This window comes from Mesorhizobium sp. LNHC232B00 (assembly GCF_000502435.1).
Taxonomy (GTDB): Bacteria; Pseudomonadota; Alphaproteobacteria; order Rhizobiales; family Rhizobiaceae; genus Mesorhizobium; species Mesorhizobium opportunistum.
The window spans coordinates 367,079-382,375 of record NZ_AYWP01000002.1; the positions used below are offsets into that span (position 1 = coordinate 367,079).

A 15,297-nucleotide genomic window follows, 5' to 3' on the forward strand; every position below is an offset into this window, starting at 1 on the left:
CAGGCGCTGCGTCATGCGCCCGTTTCCGCGCGATCAGCCGAGGACCAGCAATTCCTCGAAATGCTCCATGTCGCGGAAGCTGCAGAAGGCGGGCGGCTTGATCTCGATCACCGGCGCCTGGCGCGCGAGAAGCGCCAGGCAATCGTCGAACAGCGTCTGCCACGCGGCCGCCCTGTCGTCGGCAAGACGCTGGATCTGATAGGCGAGGGTGATGTGGAAGACGTAAGCGTCGTGATCGGGGTGCCGGTACCCGAACGGCACCGCCAGCGCATCGCGCCATTGACCGCATGATGCGCACGTCGTCGTCGGTCGCGCCGGCAACGGTGAGGCCGGTCGGCACGATTTCGACCACCTTGATGTTGAACGGGCCGAAGCCCCGGAAATCCTTTAGCCGTTCCAGGTAAAGGCGGGTCATGGCCTCGATGCCGGTGTCGAGCGGGACATCCTGCGGCCAGTAGGGCAAGCGGCGGCGATTTTCGATGATGCCTTGGAACAGCGTCATGTGCAGGCTGGAGACGGGCGTGAAGGCCAGCCGATCAGCATCGGGCATCGCCCTCATCTTCTCGCGCACCGCAAGCACCACGGCCTGCGACGGCGAGCCGCCGACCAGGTGACTGACGACGGTGTTGCCGGGCTCGATCAGGAAGTTGCCCGACGTGTCGTAGCGCGTGCCAAGATGCGCCGGTGGCGTCGGGTTGGAGCCGGCAAAGAATCCAGCGAGCGAGGGGCTGATTGTGTCGGGCATGGCGATCTCCTTGGGGAGATGGCCTCGTGTCCGAGTCGTGTGTCAAGGGTATGAACGAGTTCCCATGACGACGATGTGAGGAGCTATCCCTCGTATTTCTCCAGGAAGGCTTCGGCAGACAGTTCCCGGAAATCGTCGAGTGAGGCACGCAGCCGAGCGTGATCCCAATCCCACCAGGCGAGTGCCTGATAGCGTTCGGCCGTTCGGCGGTCGAAGCGCTCGCGGATCGGTTTTGCCGGCACGCCGGCGACAATCGTGTAGGGGGCGACATCTTTCGATACGACGGCTCCAGCGCCAACCGCCGCGCCATCGCCGACCGTTATGCCGGGCAGGACGGTCGAGCCATGGCCGAGCCAGGTGTCGTGGCCGATGGTGACGCGCTTGGCGCGACGCTCCGCGAAGAATTCGCTCTCGTGCTCGGCGTCGTCCCAATAGTCCGAGGCGCGGTAGGTGAAGTGGTGCAGCGTCGGCCGCCACGTCGGGTGGTTGGTGGCATTGAGGCGCACGCTCGCGGCGATGTTGGCAAACTTGCCGATCGTAGCGCACCAGACGGCGCAATCCTGCATCATGTATGAATAGTCGCCGAGTTCGCTTTCCGAGACCCGGCTGCGGTCGGCGATCTCGGTCCAGCGGCCGAGCGTGGAATTGTGCACCTCCGCCGTCGGGTGAACCAGCGGCGTCTCCGACAATTTCCTGCTCATGCGGCGATTTTCCCGGGGGCAAACGCGGTGACGTCGATGATGCGGTCGGCAACCGCCTCGCGCACGTCGTGGTCGTGGAAGATGCCGAGCAGGGCGACGCCGTCCGCCTTCTTGGCGGCGATGAGTTCGATCACCACGTCGCGGTTCCTGGCATCGAGCGAGGCGGTCGGTTCATCGAGCAGCAGGATCGGGTGCTCGGTGATGAAGCCGCGCGCGATGTTGACACGCTGCTGCTCGCCGCCGGAGAAGGTCGCCGGCGGCAGCGCCCAGAGTTTCTCCGGCAGGTTGAGCTGCGCCAGCAGCGCGCGCGCCTTGCCTCTCGCCGCCTCGCGCTCCTCGCCACGCTCGAACAGCGGTTCGGCGACCACATCCAGCGCCGAGACGCGTGGCACGGCGCGCAAGAACTGGCTGACATAGCCGATCGTTTGCCGGCGCACGGCAAGAACGGTGCGCGGGCTGGCGTTGGCGAGATCGATCAGCGCGTCATCGTGCGTGACGATGATCTGGCCCTCGTCGACGGCATAATTGCCGTAGAGCATCTTCAGGATCGAACTCTTGCCGGCACCGGACGGGCCGCCGAGCACCGTGCATTCGCCGGCCTTGATGGAGAACGAGACTCCAGCGACGACAGGCAGCTTGATGCCATCGCGCAGGTGCATGGTGAAGCTCTTGGCGACGTCGGAAACAACGAGCGGGGTCGGCATCAGCAGGTTCTCCAGTCGTTCGTTTGCGGGCCAGCGCCCCCCTCTGGCCTGCCGGCCATCTCCCCCTCAAGGGGGGAGATCGAAAGCTTTTCGGCCTCGCACATTCTCCGACGTCGAAAATTGGCGAAAACGGAAGTGACAGCCAATCTCCCCCCTTGAGGGGGAGATGGCCGGCAGGCCAGAGGGGGGTGCCTTGGCGCCATCGTCACACCTGCAAAATCGAGGAAACAAGCAACTGGGTGTAGGGCGCGCGCGGATCGTCGAGCACGCGGTCGGTGAGGCCGCTTTCGACGACGCGGCCGTCCTTCATCACCATCATGCGCTGCGACAGGAGGCGCGCCACCGCGAGGTCGTGGGTGACGACGATGGCCGCGAGACCGAGATCGGTGACCAGCCCGCGCAGGAGGTCGAGCAGGCGTGCCTGGACCGAAACATCGAGGCCGCCGGTCGGCTCGTCCATGAACACCAGCCGTGGTCCGGTGACGAGATTGCGGGCGATCTGCAAGCGCTGGCGCATGCCGCCGGAAAAGGCGCGCGGCTCGTCGTCGATGCGGTCTTGCTCGATCTCGACGCGCGACAGCCAGTCGACGGCGGTGGCGCGGATCTTGCCATAGTGGCGGTCGCCGACCGCCATCAATCGTTCGCCGACATTGGCGCCGGCAGACACCGTCATGCGCAGGCCATCGGCGGGGTTCTGATGGACGAAGCCCCAGTCGGTGCGCATCAGGAAGCGGCGCTCGGCCTCGCTCATGCGGTAGAGCTCGCGGAACTGGCCGTCGCGCATGCGGTAGCTGGCGGTGCCGGACGAGGGCAGCAGCCGCGTCGACAGGCAGTTGAGCAGCGTCGTCTTGCCGGAGCCGGATTCGCCGACCACAGCCAGGACCTCGCCCGGCCACAGGTCGAAGGAAACATTGTCGCAGCCGACGCGCGAGCCGTAGAATTTGGAGAGCGCCGAGACGCGCAGCAGTGGTTCGTCGGTCATTGCGCTGGCTCCATTTTTTCCGAGACGGAATGGGTTTCCGGAGCAAGGTGGCCGCGATGGCCGTCGGCCCGCCGCTTCTCGCAATAATCGGTGTCGGAGCAGACGAACATGTGGCCGCCATGATCGTCGAGAATGACCTCGTCGAGATAGACATTCTCGGCCGCGCACAGCGCGCAGGGCTGGTCGAAGGTCTGGACTTCGAACGGATGATCCTCGAAGTCCAGGCTGACGACCTCGGTGAACGGCGGCACCGCGTAGATACGCTTCTCGCGGCCGGCGCCGAACAGTTGCAGGGCCGGCGAGCGGTGCATCTTGGGATTGTCGAATTTCGGCGTCGGCGACGGGTCCATCACATAACGGCCCTCGACCTTGACCGGATAGGCATAGGTGGTGGCGATGCGGCCGTGCTTGGCGATGTCCTCGTAGAGCTTCACATGCATGAGCCCGTATTCCTCCAGCGCATGCATTTTTCGCGTTTCGGTCTCACGCGGTTCCAGGAAACGCAGAGGTTCGGGGATCGGCACCTGATAGACCAGCACCTGGCCCGCCGTCAGCGGATGCTCGGGGATGCGGTGGCGGGTCTGGATGATGGTGGCGCTGGCGGTATCGGTGGTGACGGCGACATTGGCGACCTTTTTGAAGAAGGCGCGGATGGAGACCGCGTTGGTGGTGTCGTCGGCGCCCTGGTCGATGACCTTCAGGACATCGTCGGGGCCAATGATCGAGGCGGTGACCTGCACGCCGCCGGTGCCCCAGCCATAAGGCATCGGCATTTCGCGCGAGGCGAAGGGTACCTGGTAGCCGGGAATGGCGATGCCCTTGAGGATCGCCCGGCGGATCATCCTTTTGGTCTGTTCGTCGAGATAGGCGAAATTGTAGGTGGCGATGTCGGTCGATTGCGTCGTCATTCCGCCGCCTCCTTCTTCTCGTCCTTCGCCATCGGATTTTCGCGTGCCTCATACTCGGCGCGCATGCGGCGCACGAGGTCGAGTTCGGCCTGGAAGTCGACATAGTGCGGCAGCTTCAGATGCTCGACGAAGCCGGTCGCCTGGACATTGTCTGAATGCGAAATGACGAACTCCTCGTCCTGGGCGGCGGCAACGACGTCCTCGCCCAGTTCCGAGGCGCGCAGCGCGCGGTCGCAGAGCGCCATCGCCATCGCCTTGCGCTCGCTCTGGCCGAAGACCAGACCGTAGCCGCGGGTGAATTGCGGCGGCGCCTTGGCCGAGCCCTTGAACTGGTTGACCATCTGGCATTCGGTGACGCGCACGCAGCCGAGCGGCACCGCGAAGGGCAGTTCGGGCACGTCGAGCTCCAGTTCGACCTCGCCGATGCGGATTTCGCCGACAAAGGGGTGGTTGCGGGCATAGCCGCGCTGGGTGGAATAGCCGAGCGCCAGCAGGAAGCCCTCATCGCCGCGCGACAGCGCCTGCAAGCGGATGTCGCGCGCCATCGGGAATTCCAGCGGCTCGCGGGTGATGTCGCCGGGGACATGGTCCTGCGGCATCTCGCCATCCGGCTCGATCAGGCCTTCGCGGGCGAGGATCGCCGAGACGCGCGGCATCGCCTGCGCTTCCGTCTCGCGCTGCAGCGGCTCCGCGACATCGGCGCCGGCGGCAAGGTCCGGGTCGAGCAGCCGGTGGGTATAGTCGAAGGTCGGTCCGAGCAGCTGGCCGCCTGGCAGATCCTTGTAGGTCGCCGACACGCGCCGCTCGACCCGCATGGCGCCGGTGTCGATCGGCTTCGAGTAGCCGAAACGCGGCAGCGTGGTGCGATAGGCGCGCACCAGGAAGATCGCCTCGATCATGTCGCCGCGCGCCTGGACGATGGCGAGCGCGGCGAGTTCGCGGTCGTAGAGCGAACCCTCGCTCATCACCCGGTCGACGCCGAGCGCCAACTGCTCGACGATCTGGTCTAGGCGAAGCGCGGGCACCGAACGGTCGCCGCGCCGACGATCCGCAAGCAAGCTGTGGGCATTGGCAATTGCGGCCTCGCCGCCTTTTACCGCGACATACATCCTAGGCCTCCATCGTCTTGATGCGCGTCGTGCGCGGCAGGCAGGCCACGCCTTCCGATGTGGCGAGGATGAAGTCGACGCCGCGTGGAAAGCGCTGATTGTTTTGCTTCCACTGCTCGACAAAATGGCGCGGCATCTGCGCCGGTGCGATCGTCGCGCTGGTTTCGATGCCGGGGCCCTCAAGCAACAGCGGGGCGCCTGAAGCAAAATCGGCCACCTGCAGGATCAGGGTGGTCGAGCGGTCGGGATAGTCCTGCGTTCCCTGCGAAAAGCCGTCGATCGCCATCATCTCGGCGGGCGTGGCGATGAAGGCGAAATGCGCATCGGCTGGCGTGTTGGCCAGCGGTGCGCCGGTGTGGAAGCCGAGCCAGGAGCCGATCGCGGCGGAGGCGTGCAGGGCGGGGTCGAGCCAGAGCGGCGTGTCGTTGTCGCAGAGCGCCAGCGCGATGGCGCCGGCTGTTGCCGAGAGCGGTGCCGGCGGGCGGGCCAGGGCGGGCAAGGGCTGCACGCTGCCCGGCCGCGCCATGGCGTCCATGATCGCGCGGAACACCGCCTGGGCGTTGAAGACCGGATCGGCGAAACCGCCTTCGATCGATTGCGCTGCGATCTCCATCAATCTTCTCCGCGAACCATGGTGAAGAAATCCACCTTTGTTGCCGCCGTCTCGGCGCGGCGTTTCTCCTGGGCGGTGGCCAAGGCGGATTGCAGAGGCGCAATCAGCCGGGTCTCGACCTCGGCGCGGCGGGCAGGGTCCTGCCACAGCGCGTCGGCTATTGCCGCCAGCTTGGCCTTCTGCTTGTCGCGGCCAAGCGCGTAGCAATGGCCAACCTGTCCCGACGGCAGGCGGACGGTGGCGCGGGTGACCGTTGCCTCACCGACATTGAAGGGCGCGCCGCCACCGCCGATCCGGCCGCGCAACGTCACCAGCCCGGTCTCGGGGCCACGCAGCAATTCAGCCTCCGAAGGCAGCCCGGCCTCGTTCCAGAGCCGGACGATGTCATCACCGCTGGATTGCGCCAGCGTTGCCATGGCGGCTTTGCGCCCCGCCTGGTCCCGGGCTTCTTGTCCTCGCATCAGCAGCATTCCTCTTTGCTAAATTTGTCTATTGATATAGACAACTATACAAATTATACATATTACCTATCGCGAGTCCATGACGGGTGCGTGACAAGTCATGAAGGCTGGGGCGACAGAAGCTGGGTGGGGCAAGTCATGATTGGGCAGATGGCGGCTGACGGCATCGAGCGGCGCAGCGGCGTTTCGCTGTGGCGGCAGATCGCCGACAAGATCCTGCACGCGATCGCCATCGGCGATTTCGCCGAGAATACGGCTCTGCCGCCGGAGGTGGCGCTGGCCGAGCGCTATGGCGTCAACCGCCACACAGTGCGCAGCGCCATATCAGCCCTCGTCCAGGAAGGGGTTCTGCGGGCCGAGCAGGGACGCGGCACTTTCGTGCTGTCGCGCAAGCGGCTGTCCTATCCGATCGGCGCGCGCACCCGCTTCTCGACAGGCCTGCAAGGGCAGACGTCGGAGCGGCACACCGTGCTGCTGGCTTCCTCGGTCGAGCCGGCCAGCCAGCGCGTCGCCGAGGGTCTTGGCCTGGCCAGGGGTGCCGAGGTGATAAGGCTGGAGACGCGCGGCGAAGCAGATGGCCGGCCGGTGTCGCGCGCGGCCAGCTGGTTCGATGCCAGGCGCTTTGCCGGCATCGACAAGGCCATGGCGCAAACCGGCTCGATCACCGCGTCGCTGATGCGTTTCGGCATTGACGATTATCTCCGGCAATCGACCGTGCTGTCGGCGCGCCACGCCGATGCGGGCGATCTTGCCGATCTCGGCCTGCAGCCGGGCGCCATCGTGCTGGTCACGGTCGCCATCAACGTCACGCCTGACGGCCAGCCGATCCAGTTTTCCGAGACGCGTTTCTCGGCCGAGCGGGTGGAGCTGAAGCTGTCGGCGCTGTAGGGATTGCCGGCCTTGTACGAGATCGTGATTATCTGGCTCACACTGACATCAGCCCAACTCGGTCGCGGTCACTTGTCAGCGGCGGCGCATTTGAGGACCGCCTTCCCCCACTCCGTCTCGGCTTGGCCGAGCCACCTCTCCCCCCTCCGGAGGGAGAGGAAGGGAGTCCCGCTGGCAGAGGAGGGAGTCTGGTGGTTAAGGAGCTCTGGCTACAACAAGCTTGCGCCTTCCTCTACCCCGTCGATCGGGGGAGAGGTGGCTCGGCGAAGCCGAGACGGAGTGGGGGTCGACCTGCGCGGACGTGGTCAATTCGGGCCGGGCTCTGCCATGTTATGACCCCACCTCGATCACGGCCTTGATCAGGCCGGATTTCTCATGCGCCCAGCGGGCGAGATCGCGCGGCGTATCGTCGAGCGATGTGCGGTGGGTCACGAGCTTGGCCAGCGGCACCGCACCGTTGCGGATCGAGGCAGCGACATGGTCGAAGTCAGCACGCAAGGCATTGCGGCTGCCGACCAGCGTCATCTCGCGCTTGTGGAATTCCGGATCGGAAAAAGCGATGTCGTCCTTGACGACGCTGACCAGCACCAATGTGCCGCCATGGGCGACATGGGCGAAGGCCGACTGCACCGACCGGGTGTTGCCGGTGGCGTCGAAGACCACGTCGAAACCTTCGCCTGATGTCGCGTCCCTGACCAGATCGGGCGCTGCGCCGCGCGAGCCGTCGAGAGTCTTGTAGCCGAGTTCGGTTGCGGCGAAGGCAAGTCTCTCGTTGCTCATGTCGAGCAGCGTCACGTCGAGCCCGGCGATGCGGGCGAAGATGGCGGTGCCGAGCCCGATCGGGCCGGCGCCAATGACCAGCGTGCGGGCGCCGGGATCGGCGCGTGAGCGGCGCACGGCATGCGCGCCGATGGCCAGGAATTCGACGGCGGCGGCATCCGCCAGCGACAGGCCGTTCGCCGGGTAGAGATTTTGAGCCGGGACAAGAATGTTTTCGCACATGGCGCCGTCGCGATGGACGCCGAGCACCTCGATCCTGACGCAGCAATTCGGCTTGCCGTGCCGGCAGGCGATGCATTTGCCGCAGGACAGATAAGGGTTGATGACGACCGGCTCACCAAGGGCAAGCTCGACACCTTCGCCGGTCTCGACGATCGTTCCCGACACTTCGTGGCCCATGATGCGGGGATAGGCGAGGAACGGGTGCTTGCCTTCGAAGATGTGATAATCGGTGCCGCAGATGCCGACATGGCTGACCGCGACCAGCGCCCAGCCGGCAGGGGGGGCTCCTGGCGCCGGGCGATCTTCCAGGACAAGCTCGCCGGGCGAGCGGCAGACGACGGCTTTCATGCTTTCAATCCAGTCGGTCATGAAGTCGCCGGCCCATCATGCGGGCCGGCGATCGATTTAAATGGTGGTCACTTGCCCCCGCGGCGGCGCAGACCGTCGAAATAGACAATGACGATGATCAGAACGCCGGTGATGATGCGTTGCCAGAAGGCGTTGACGTTCAACAGGTTTGCGCCGTTGTTGATGGTGGCGAGTATGAAGGCGCCGAGCAGCGGGCCATGCACCGAGCCGACCGCGCCGAACAGCGAGGTGCCGCCGATCACAGAGGACGCGATCGCCTGCAGTTCCCAGCCCTCGGCCTGGGTCGGATTGCCGATGCCGATGCGCGAGGCCAAGAGCACGCCGACGAAGGCAGCGCACAGACCCGACAGCGTGTAGGCCATGTAGATGGTGCGCTGGACGTTGACGCCTGATAGGCGCGAGGCTTCGGCGTTGGAGCCGACCGAGAAGAGGTAACGTCCCCAGCGGCTGTGATGCAGGAAGACATAGGCGGGGATGCCGACCAGGATGACCATCCAGAACAGATTGGGGACACCGAGGAAGGAGTTGCGCGAGAATACCTGGAAGGCATCGTTGTTGATCGAGATCGAGTTGCCGTTGGTCATCAGAAGGCCGATGCCGCGCAAGGATGTCAGCGTAGCCAGCGTGATGATGAAGGGCGGCAGTCCCATCTTGACGATGCCAAAACCATGGAACAGGCCGATGGCGACGCCCACCAGCAGCGTGATCAGGATGGCGAGGAACACTGGTATGCCGGCATTGATCAGCATCGCCGCAATGACGGTGGCGAAGCCGACCACGGCGCCGACGGAGAGGTCGATGCCTCCGGTGATGATGACGAAGGTCTGGCCGACAGCCAGAATGGCGATCATCGAGCCCTGGCGCAGGAGGTTCGAGATGTTGTTCGCCGAGGCGAAGCTCGATGTCGATAGTGACAGGATGACCCACAGCAGCACCAGCAGCGCCAGCAGCGTCAGTCCGAATAAGGCGTTGTAGTTGCGCTTCGGTTTTTCAGCAGGAATCGCCTCGGTGCTCATATCTGTCCTCCCAGCTTTTCTTGTTTCTCGGCGAGCGCCTGAGTGAGAATTTCCTCGTGATCGGCGGTGCGGAACCCGTGTGTCGCCACCAGCTTGCCGCGGCGGAACACATGCAGCGTGTCGGCAAGCTCATAGACTTCCGGCAGATAGGAGGAGATCAGGATAATGCCGGCACCCTTCGACAAGAGCGCGCTGAACAGGCGATAGATCTCGGCCTTGGTGCCGACATCGACGCCGACCGTCGGCTCGTCGAAGATGAACAGCTTGGCGCCATGCGCCAGCCATTTGCCGATGACGATCTTCTGCTGGTTGCCGCCCGACAGGCTGGAGGCCAGTGCATTGCGCGTCGGCGTCTTGATCCTGAGATCGGCGATCTGGCGGTCGGCCTGGTTTTTTTCCTGCACGCCGGAGATCAGCAGATTGTTCGAGATGCGCTTGTAGATCGGCAGGTTGAGATTGAAGCCGACCGGCAGATTGAGACAGAGGCCCTGGTCGCGGCGGCTTTCAGGCGCTAGCGCCATGCCGAGCCTGATCGCGTCGTGCTCGGAATTGACCAGAACGTCCTTGCCTTCCCACAGGATATGGCCGCCCGATTTGCGATGGCGGCCGTAAAGGGTGGTGACGAATTCGCTGCGGCCGGCGCCGATCAGGCCGTAGAGTCCGACGATCTCGCCCGCGCGAACCGTCATCGAGATATTTTCAAACCCCTTGCCGGACAGGTTGCGTGCTTCGACGATCGCGGCACCCGGGGGGAAATGCTCCTTATGGTAGATCTGCTCGATCGAGCGGTTGATCATCAGCTTGACCAGTTCGGCGTCGTTGGTCTCGGCGATGTTCCTGGTGCCGACCAGCGTGCCGTCGCGCAGCACGGAGACGCGATCGGCGAGTTCGAACACTTCCTCCATGCGGTGGCTGATGTAGATGATGGTCACGCCTTCGGATTTCAGCCGGCGGATCAGGGTGAAAAGCTGGTCCGCCTCCTTGCGGGTCAGGTAGGCGGTCGGCTCGTCGAAGATGAGGAATTTGGTGCCGCGCACGGTGGCGCGGGCGGCGGCGATCAGTTGCTGCTGGCCGATGGTGAGGTCGCCGAGCACGACATGCGCCGGCAGATCGAAGCCGAGATCGTCGATGATCTTCTGTGCTTCCTTGACCATGGCGCGCTGCTGCAGGATGCCGAAGCGCGAATTCTCCTCGCCGAGGAACATGTTGGCGGCGACGGTCAGATGGCGGCAGAGCACGACTTCCTGGTGGACGGCATTGATGCCGAGCGCCATCGCCTCATGGGGGGTCGCGAGTGCAGCCGGTTTGCCTTCCCAGATGACCTCACCCGAGGTGCGCGGCATGACGCCGGTCAGAAGCTTGATCAGGGTGGATTTGCCGGCACCGTTCTCGCCGACGATGGCGTGAATCTCACCCGCCTTGAAAGCGAGGGTCACCGGCTTCAGCGCATGGGTGCCAGGATATTTCTTCTCCAGCCCCTGTAGTTCCAGGATCGTCCTGCCGGGCTCCAGAACGGGAGCAGGGTGCAGGTCTTGCGCCGTCGATGTCATGACAATCCTCCCAAAATGGGCCTCCCAAATGGGCCTCCGAGACTGGCTTCCCAGACCGGCCTCACGATTTGGCACGCCGCGAGGCTCTTGAACGCCCGCTGAGGCAGCCTAGCCCAGGCTGACGGATTTCCAAGCTATATGACTGTCGTTTCCGGGGCACGAGGCCCCGGAAACTGTGCGGCTGTACCGATGCTAGAGCTTCGGATTGAGCAGCGCGTCGATCTTGGGATCCTTCATGTTGGCCTTGGTGACGAGGTTGGCGCCGGTGTCGACATTGGCCTCGACCTTTTCGCCCTTCGAGGCGGCGAGCGCGGTCTTGATGCCATCATAGCCCATCCGGTACGGATCCTGGACAACGAGGCCGGAAATGACGCCGTCGTTCAAGAACTTGATCAGCTTCTCGTCGCTGTCGAAGCCGATCAGCCCGACCTTGCCGGCAAGGTTGTTCTCGGCGATCGCCTGGCCGACGCCCTGCGCCATGATCAGGTTGGACGCGAAGATGCCCTTCAGGTCTGGATTGGCGGTGATCAGGTCGGTCGCGATGTTGAGGCCGGTCGTGGCCTGGCCGTCGGCATATTTGTCGGCGACCAGTTCAAGGCCGGGATACTTCGCCTTGAGCTGTTCCTTGAAGCCCTGGGCGCGCTGCTCGAGCGAGCCGGCGCCGGGCAGTGCGGTGATCAAGGCAACCTTGCCTTCCACCTTGCCGCCATTGGCCGCGCCGATGGCCGCCGCAAGACCGTCCGCTGCGACGCGGCCGCCCTGGACGTTGTCGGTGGTCAGGAACGAGGTGAAGGCCTTGGAGTCGGCGCTGGAGTCGATGCCGATGATCTTGACCTTGCTCGCCGCCTCGTCGATCGGCTTGCCGAGCGCCTTGGCTTCGGTCGGCGCGATGACGACGGCGGCCGGGCTGCCGGCCACGGCGTTCTCGAGGATCGAGATCTGGCCGTTGACGTCGGTTTCAGCCTGGGCGCCGAGTTCCGGTACGTTGACGCCGAGATCCTTGCCGGCCTTGCGGGCGCCGGCAAGCACGATCTGCCAATAGAAGGACGTGGTGTCCTTGACGATGATCGGAATGGTCACGTCCGCCGCCGAAACCGGCGCCGAATGCATGACGCCGGCGAGCATGGACGCCGCGGCCAGCGCCATGACGGCGCGGCGGTTGAGAATGCTGGTCACGAATTTCATAGGATCCTCCCTAAGTCGCCCGGTGAACGTTACGGAAGCTCCGTTCGGATAGGCGTGGCCCAAACAGAACTTTATCAATAAAAAACATTTACGCTGTTTTGATAGTGCATCGATCCGGCTGATGCAAGCGGTGTTTCGCGCCTGGTCTCGGGCGAACATACATTCACACGCCGCTCCTCCCAAATGCAGCCTGAAGCTCCCGTTCCATTCTGGGAACACATGGAATATTAATTCCATGTGTCAGTCAATATGGAATATTCATTCTTCCTGCGAGGTCGCGGATTTGTGAAGCCGGGCCTGCCATTGACGGCATACCGAGACGGATACCGGCTTCACGTCAGATCCTGGACCACGGTGTAGGGACGATATCTGGCGTATTCCGTCCCCGGCACGTCGATGTCGAGCAGTTCGAGGTTTCGTGTCAGGTTCGCCAGCTTGGCGGTGCCGGTCAGCACGGTAGCGACCGCTGGCTCGTGCAGGGGAAACTGGAATGCGGCGGCGGCCAGCGGGTAGCCGCCTTCGCCGGCAATCTTCTCCATGGCGTCGACACGGTCGAGCATATCGCGGTTGGCGGGCCGGTAGTCGAAATGCGCGCCTTGTACGGGCCCGGTCGCCAATATGCCGGAGTTGAACACGCCGCCGATGACAAGGGATGTCTGCTGCGCCCGGCACAAGGGCAGCAGTTCGGCTTCCGCGCTGCGATCGAGCAGCGAATAGCGGCTGGCGAGCAGGATGCAGTCGAGCGGCGCCCGGCGCATCACGTCGAGGCAGATCTGGACTTCGTTGACGCCGAGCCCGTAGGCGGAAATCGTACCCGACCGCTTCAGCTCCTCGAGCGCCTTGAGGCCACCGTCCATCAACTGGCGAAAGTGCAGTTTGGTCTTCTCGACGCCGTGCGTGTAGGTGCCGATGTCATGCACATAGAGGATGTCGATCTTGTTCAGGCCAAGCCGGGCATAGCTGAAGTCGACCGACCGCATGATGCCGTCATAGGAATAGTCGTAGTCGAGCGCGAAGGGCAGCGGATCGACATAGGAATGGTCGGGAACCTGGTCCTCGGGCACCGGGCGGAACAGGCGGCCGACCTTGGTGGACAGCACGTAGGAATCGCGCGGCTTATAGCGCAGGAAATCGCCGAAGCGCCGTTCCGACAGGCCGAAACCATAGAAGGGTGCGGTGTCGAAATAGCGCAAGCCCGCCTCCCAGGCGCCTTGCAGCGTCTCCATCGCCGCCTCGCGCGAACAGGCGCGGTAAAGGCCGCCGATCGCGGCGCCGCCGAAGCTGATTTCGGTGACCTCCAGCGCTGTCTGGCCGATGCGGCGTTTTTCCATGCACAACCTCCCCGTTGCCGGCCGTTGTCCGGCCCGGCAAGTCTAGCAGATATTCAGTCGACGTTAGAGCGTCGCGCCGAGATGCCAGGGCACGAATTCGTTGTCGCCATAGCCAAAATCCTCGCTCTTGGTCTTGCGGCCCGAAGCCGTCTCGACGATCAGTTCGAAGATTTCGCGGCCCATGCCGGCGATGGTCTTTTCTCCCGAAGCGATGACGCCGCAATTGACGTCCATGTCCTCTTCCATCTGGTGATACATGGTCGAGTTGGTGGCGACCTTGATCGATGGTGTCGGCCGGCAGCCGAAGCAGGAACCGCGGCCAGTGGTAAAGACGATGACATTGGCGCCACCCGCGACCTGGCCGGTGGCCGAGACCGGGTCGTAACCAGGCGTGTCCATGAACACCAGTCCGTTGCCGGTGACTTTCTCGGCATAGCCGAAGACACCGTTGAGCGACGTCTGGCCGCCCTTGGCGACCGCGCCCAGCGACTTTTCCAGGATGGTGGTGAGGCCGCCGCGCTTGTTGCCGGGCGAGGGGTTGTTGTCGATCGAGGCGCCATGCTTGGCGACGTGGTCTTCCCACCACTTCACATAGCCGTCGAGTTTCTTGGCGATCTCGGGCGTCGCGGCGCGATAGGCGAGCAGATGCTCGGCGCCATAGATTTCCGTGGTCTCGGACAGGATGCCGATACCGCCGACGCCGGCCAATATGTCGACGGCAGCACCCAGTGCCGGATTGGCGGTGATGCCCGACATGCCGTCGGAGCCGCCGCATTGCAGGCCGACGACGATCTCGCTGACCGGGATCGGCTCACGCTTCAACTGGCCGACTTCCTCGGCGATCTCGGCCAGCACGCCCATCGCCTTCTCGACCGATTTGCGCGACCCGCCGGCATCCTGGATGTTGAAGTGGCGCTTTCCGGCGGCCGCACCCTTCTGGCCGTAGAGGGTGAGCTGGTTGACCTCGCAGCCGAGGCCGACCATCAGCACGCCGCCGAAATTGGGATGGCGAGCATAGCCGGCAAGCGTGCGGTGCAGCACCATCATGCCGTCGCCGGTGCCGCTCATGCCGCAGCCCTGGCCGTGGACGATGGGCACGAAGCCGTCGATGCCGGGATATTTCGGCAGCAAGGTGCGGTTGGCGGTGTCGGCGATGGAATGGCAGACGGTGGCCGAGCAATTGACGCTGGCGATGATGCCGATGAAGTTGCGCGTGCCGGCACGGCCGTCGGCGCGCCGATAGCCCATGAAGGTGCGGGCGCGATCGGCTTCGGTCGCGTGTTCGGCCTCGCTCGGCGGCACCACCGGCAGACGGCCGGCCTCGAATACCAGATTGTGCGAATGGACGTGCTCGCCCGGCGCGATGTCCTGCGTGGCGCGGCCGATCGCCTGGGCGTATTTGACCACCGCGGAACCGGCGGGAATGGGCTTGATCGCGACCTTGTGGCCGGGTTCGATGACGGAGCTGGCAAGCGCGCCGCCTGGCAGCACGGTGCCTGTTTCGATGCGGCCATTGGCAACCGCGACATTGTCGGCGGGGGACAGAAGAATGGTGTTTGAGGCGTTCACGAGCGTTTCCTGGGTGATCCTGGGATGCGCGGGCGGATTGACACGCGCCTGTTAAGAGTTAATGTCTTTTATCGGGAAAAAACAGTTTTGCGTCAATTGTTTTTTCGCGGCGGCTCTGCATGCCTTGGATGAGTGGTGCTGCAACCGTTGAGCGAGTCCTTGGC

Annotated in this window: 14 protein-coding genes and 1 pseudogene; 1 reads left to right on the forward strand and 14 read right to left on the reverse strand. The window is 64.3% G+C overall.

The window, feature by feature from the left end:
- Positions 1-33: 33 nt before the first annotated feature.
- From X743_RS01000000168605 to phnG, 8 genes and pseudogenes are all read right to left on the reverse strand, one after another.
- Positions 34-745, reverse strand: a pseudogene (locus X743_RS01000000168605) (DUF1868 domain-containing protein).
- A gap of 83 nt (positions 746-828) precedes the next feature.
- A complete protein-coding gene (locus X743_RS164750; protein WP_023763982.1) occupies positions 829-1,446 on the reverse strand; it encodes a DapH/DapD/GlmU-related protein in 618 nt (205 codons plus the stop codon).
- A complete protein-coding gene (phnL, locus tag X743_RS164745; RefSeq protein WP_023763983.1) occupies positions 1,443-2,150 on the reverse strand; it encodes a phosphonate C-P lyase system protein PhnL in 708 nt (235 codons plus the stop codon). The genes X743_RS164750 and phnL overlap by 4 nt, the downstream gene beginning before the upstream one ends.
- 205 nt (positions 2,151-2,355) lie before the next feature.
- Positions 2,356-3,132, reverse strand: coding sequence for a phosphonate C-P lyase system protein PhnK (gene phnK, locus X743_RS164740; protein WP_013892928.1), 777 nt, complete (start codon positions 3,130-3,132; stop codon positions 2,356-2,358).
- Positions 3,129-4,040, reverse strand: coding sequence for an alpha-D-ribose 1-methylphosphonate 5-phosphate C-P-lyase PhnJ (locus X743_RS164735; RefSeq protein WP_023763984.1), 912 nt, complete (start codon positions 4,038-4,040; stop codon positions 3,129-3,131). Before X743_RS164735 ends, phnK begins: the two co-directional genes overlap by 4 nt.
- Positions 4,037-5,149, reverse strand: coding sequence for a carbon-phosphorus lyase complex subunit PhnI (locus X743_RS164730; protein ID WP_023763985.1), 1,113 nt, complete (start codon positions 5,147-5,149; stop codon positions 4,037-4,039). Before X743_RS164730 ends, X743_RS164735 begins: the two co-directional genes overlap by 4 nt.
- A gap of 1 nt (position 5,150) precedes the next feature.
- Positions 5,151-5,762 carry a phosphonate C-P lyase system protein PhnH gene (gene phnH / locus X743_RS164725; RefSeq protein WP_023763986.1) on the reverse strand — a complete coding sequence of 204 codons (612 nt, stop codon included), beginning with the start codon at positions 5,760-5,762 and terminating at the stop codon, positions 5,151-5,153.
- Positions 5,762-6,223 (reverse strand): phosphonate C-P lyase system protein PhnG, encoded by a 462-nt coding sequence (gene phnG / locus X743_RS164720; RefSeq protein ID WP_023763987.1) that lies wholly within the window; start codon positions 6,221-6,223, stop codon positions 5,762-5,764. The genes phnH and phnG overlap by 1 nt, the downstream gene beginning before the upstream one ends.
- A 138-nt stretch (positions 6,224-6,361) precedes the next feature.
- On the opposite strand from phnG, the gene phnF reads away from it, so the two are divergent.
- Complete coding sequence (gene phnF / locus X743_RS164715; RefSeq protein ID WP_023763988.1) at positions 6,362-7,111, forward strand: phosphonate metabolism transcriptional regulator PhnF; 750 nt, start codon at positions 6,362-6,364, stop codon at positions 7,109-7,111.
- A gap of 330 nt (positions 7,112-7,441) precedes the next feature.
- Here the strand turns inward: phnF and X743_RS164710 are convergent, their stop codons facing one another.
- The 6 genes from X743_RS164710 to X743_RS164685 form a co-directional block, all read right to left on the reverse strand.
- Entirely contained in the window at positions 7,442-8,461 is a 1,020-nt protein-coding gene (locus tag X743_RS164710; protein WP_023763989.1) for a zinc-binding alcohol dehydrogenase family protein, read from the reverse strand.
- A 68-nt stretch (positions 8,462-8,529) separates the two neighbouring features.
- Positions 8,530-9,498 (reverse strand): ABC transporter permease, encoded by a 969-nt coding sequence (locus X743_RS164705; RefSeq protein WP_013892935.1) that lies wholly within the window; start codon positions 9,496-9,498, stop codon positions 8,530-8,532.
- Positions 9,495-11,048 carry a sugar ABC transporter ATP-binding protein gene (locus X743_RS164700; protein ID WP_023763990.1) on the reverse strand — a complete coding sequence of 518 codons (1,554 nt, stop codon included), beginning with the start codon at positions 11,046-11,048 and terminating at the stop codon, positions 9,495-9,497. The genes X743_RS164705 and X743_RS164700 overlap by 4 nt, the downstream gene beginning before the upstream one ends.
- Positions 11,049-11,240: 192 nt before the next feature.
- Entirely contained in the window at positions 11,241-12,233 is a 993-nt protein-coding gene (locus X743_RS164695) for an ABC transporter substrate-binding protein (protein WP_013892937.1), read from the reverse strand.
- Positions 12,234-12,565: 332 nt separating this feature from the next.
- Entirely contained in the window at positions 12,566-13,564 is a 999-nt protein-coding gene (locus X743_RS164690) for an aldo/keto reductase (protein ID WP_023763991.1), read from the reverse strand.
- Positions 13,565-13,627: 63 nt separating this feature from the next.
- Positions 13,628-15,133 (reverse strand): altronate dehydratase family protein, encoded by a 1,506-nt coding sequence (locus X743_RS164685; protein WP_023763992.1) that lies wholly within the window; start codon positions 15,131-15,133, stop codon positions 13,628-13,630.
- Positions 15,134-15,297 lie beyond the last annotated feature (164 nt).

What these genes read in the sequence shown, in the direction of transcription:
- X743_RS164750 (WP_023763982.1), bottom strand. Translation starts at nt 1,446, where the DNA reads ATGAGCAGGAAATTGTCGGAGACGCCGCTGGTTCACCCGACGGCGGAG.
- phnL (WP_023763983.1), bottom strand. Translation starts at nt 2,150, where the DNA reads ATGCCGACCCCGCTCGTTGTTTCCGACGTCGCCAAGAGCTTCACCATG.
- phnK (WP_013892928.1), bottom strand. Translation starts at nt 3,132, where the DNA reads ATGACCGACGAACCACTGCTGCGCGTCTCGGCGCTCTCCAAATTCTAC.
- X743_RS164735 (WP_023763984.1), bottom strand. Translation starts at nt 4,040, where the DNA reads ATGACGACGCAATCGACCGACATCGCCACCTACAATTTCGCCTATCTC.
- X743_RS164730 (WP_023763985.1), bottom strand. Translation starts at nt 5,149, where the DNA reads ATGTATGTCGCGGTAAAAGGCGGCGAGGCCGCAATTGCCAATGCCCAC.
- phnH (WP_023763986.1), bottom strand. Translation starts at nt 5,762, where the DNA reads ATGGAGATCGCAGCGCAATCGATCGAAGGCGGTTTCGCCGATCCGGTC.
- phnG (WP_023763987.1), bottom strand. Translation starts at nt 6,223, where the DNA reads ATGCGAGGACAAGAAGCCCGGGACCAGGCGGGGCGCAAAGCCGCCATG.
- phnF (WP_023763988.1), top strand. Translation starts at nt 6,362, where the DNA reads ATGATTGGGCAGATGGCGGCTGACGGCATCGAGCGGCGCAGCGGCGTT.
- X743_RS164710 (WP_023763989.1), bottom strand. Translation starts at nt 8,461, where the DNA reads ATGAAAGCCGTCGTCTGCCGCTCGCCCGGCGAGCTTGTCCTGGAAGAT.
- X743_RS164705 (WP_013892935.1), bottom strand. Translation starts at nt 9,498, where the DNA reads ATGAGCACCGAGGCGATTCCTGCTGAAAAACCGAAGCGCAACTACAAC.
- X743_RS164700 (WP_023763990.1), bottom strand. Translation starts at nt 11,048, where the DNA reads ATGACATCGACGGCGCAAGACCTGCACCCTGCTCCCGTTCTGGAGCCC.
- X743_RS164695 (WP_013892937.1), bottom strand. Translation starts at nt 12,233, where the DNA reads ATGAAATTCGTGACCAGCATTCTCAACCGCCGCGCCGTCATGGCGCTG.
- X743_RS164690 (WP_023763991.1), bottom strand. Translation starts at nt 13,564, where the DNA reads ATGGAAAAACGCCGCATCGGCCAGACAGCGCTGGAGGTCACCGAAATC.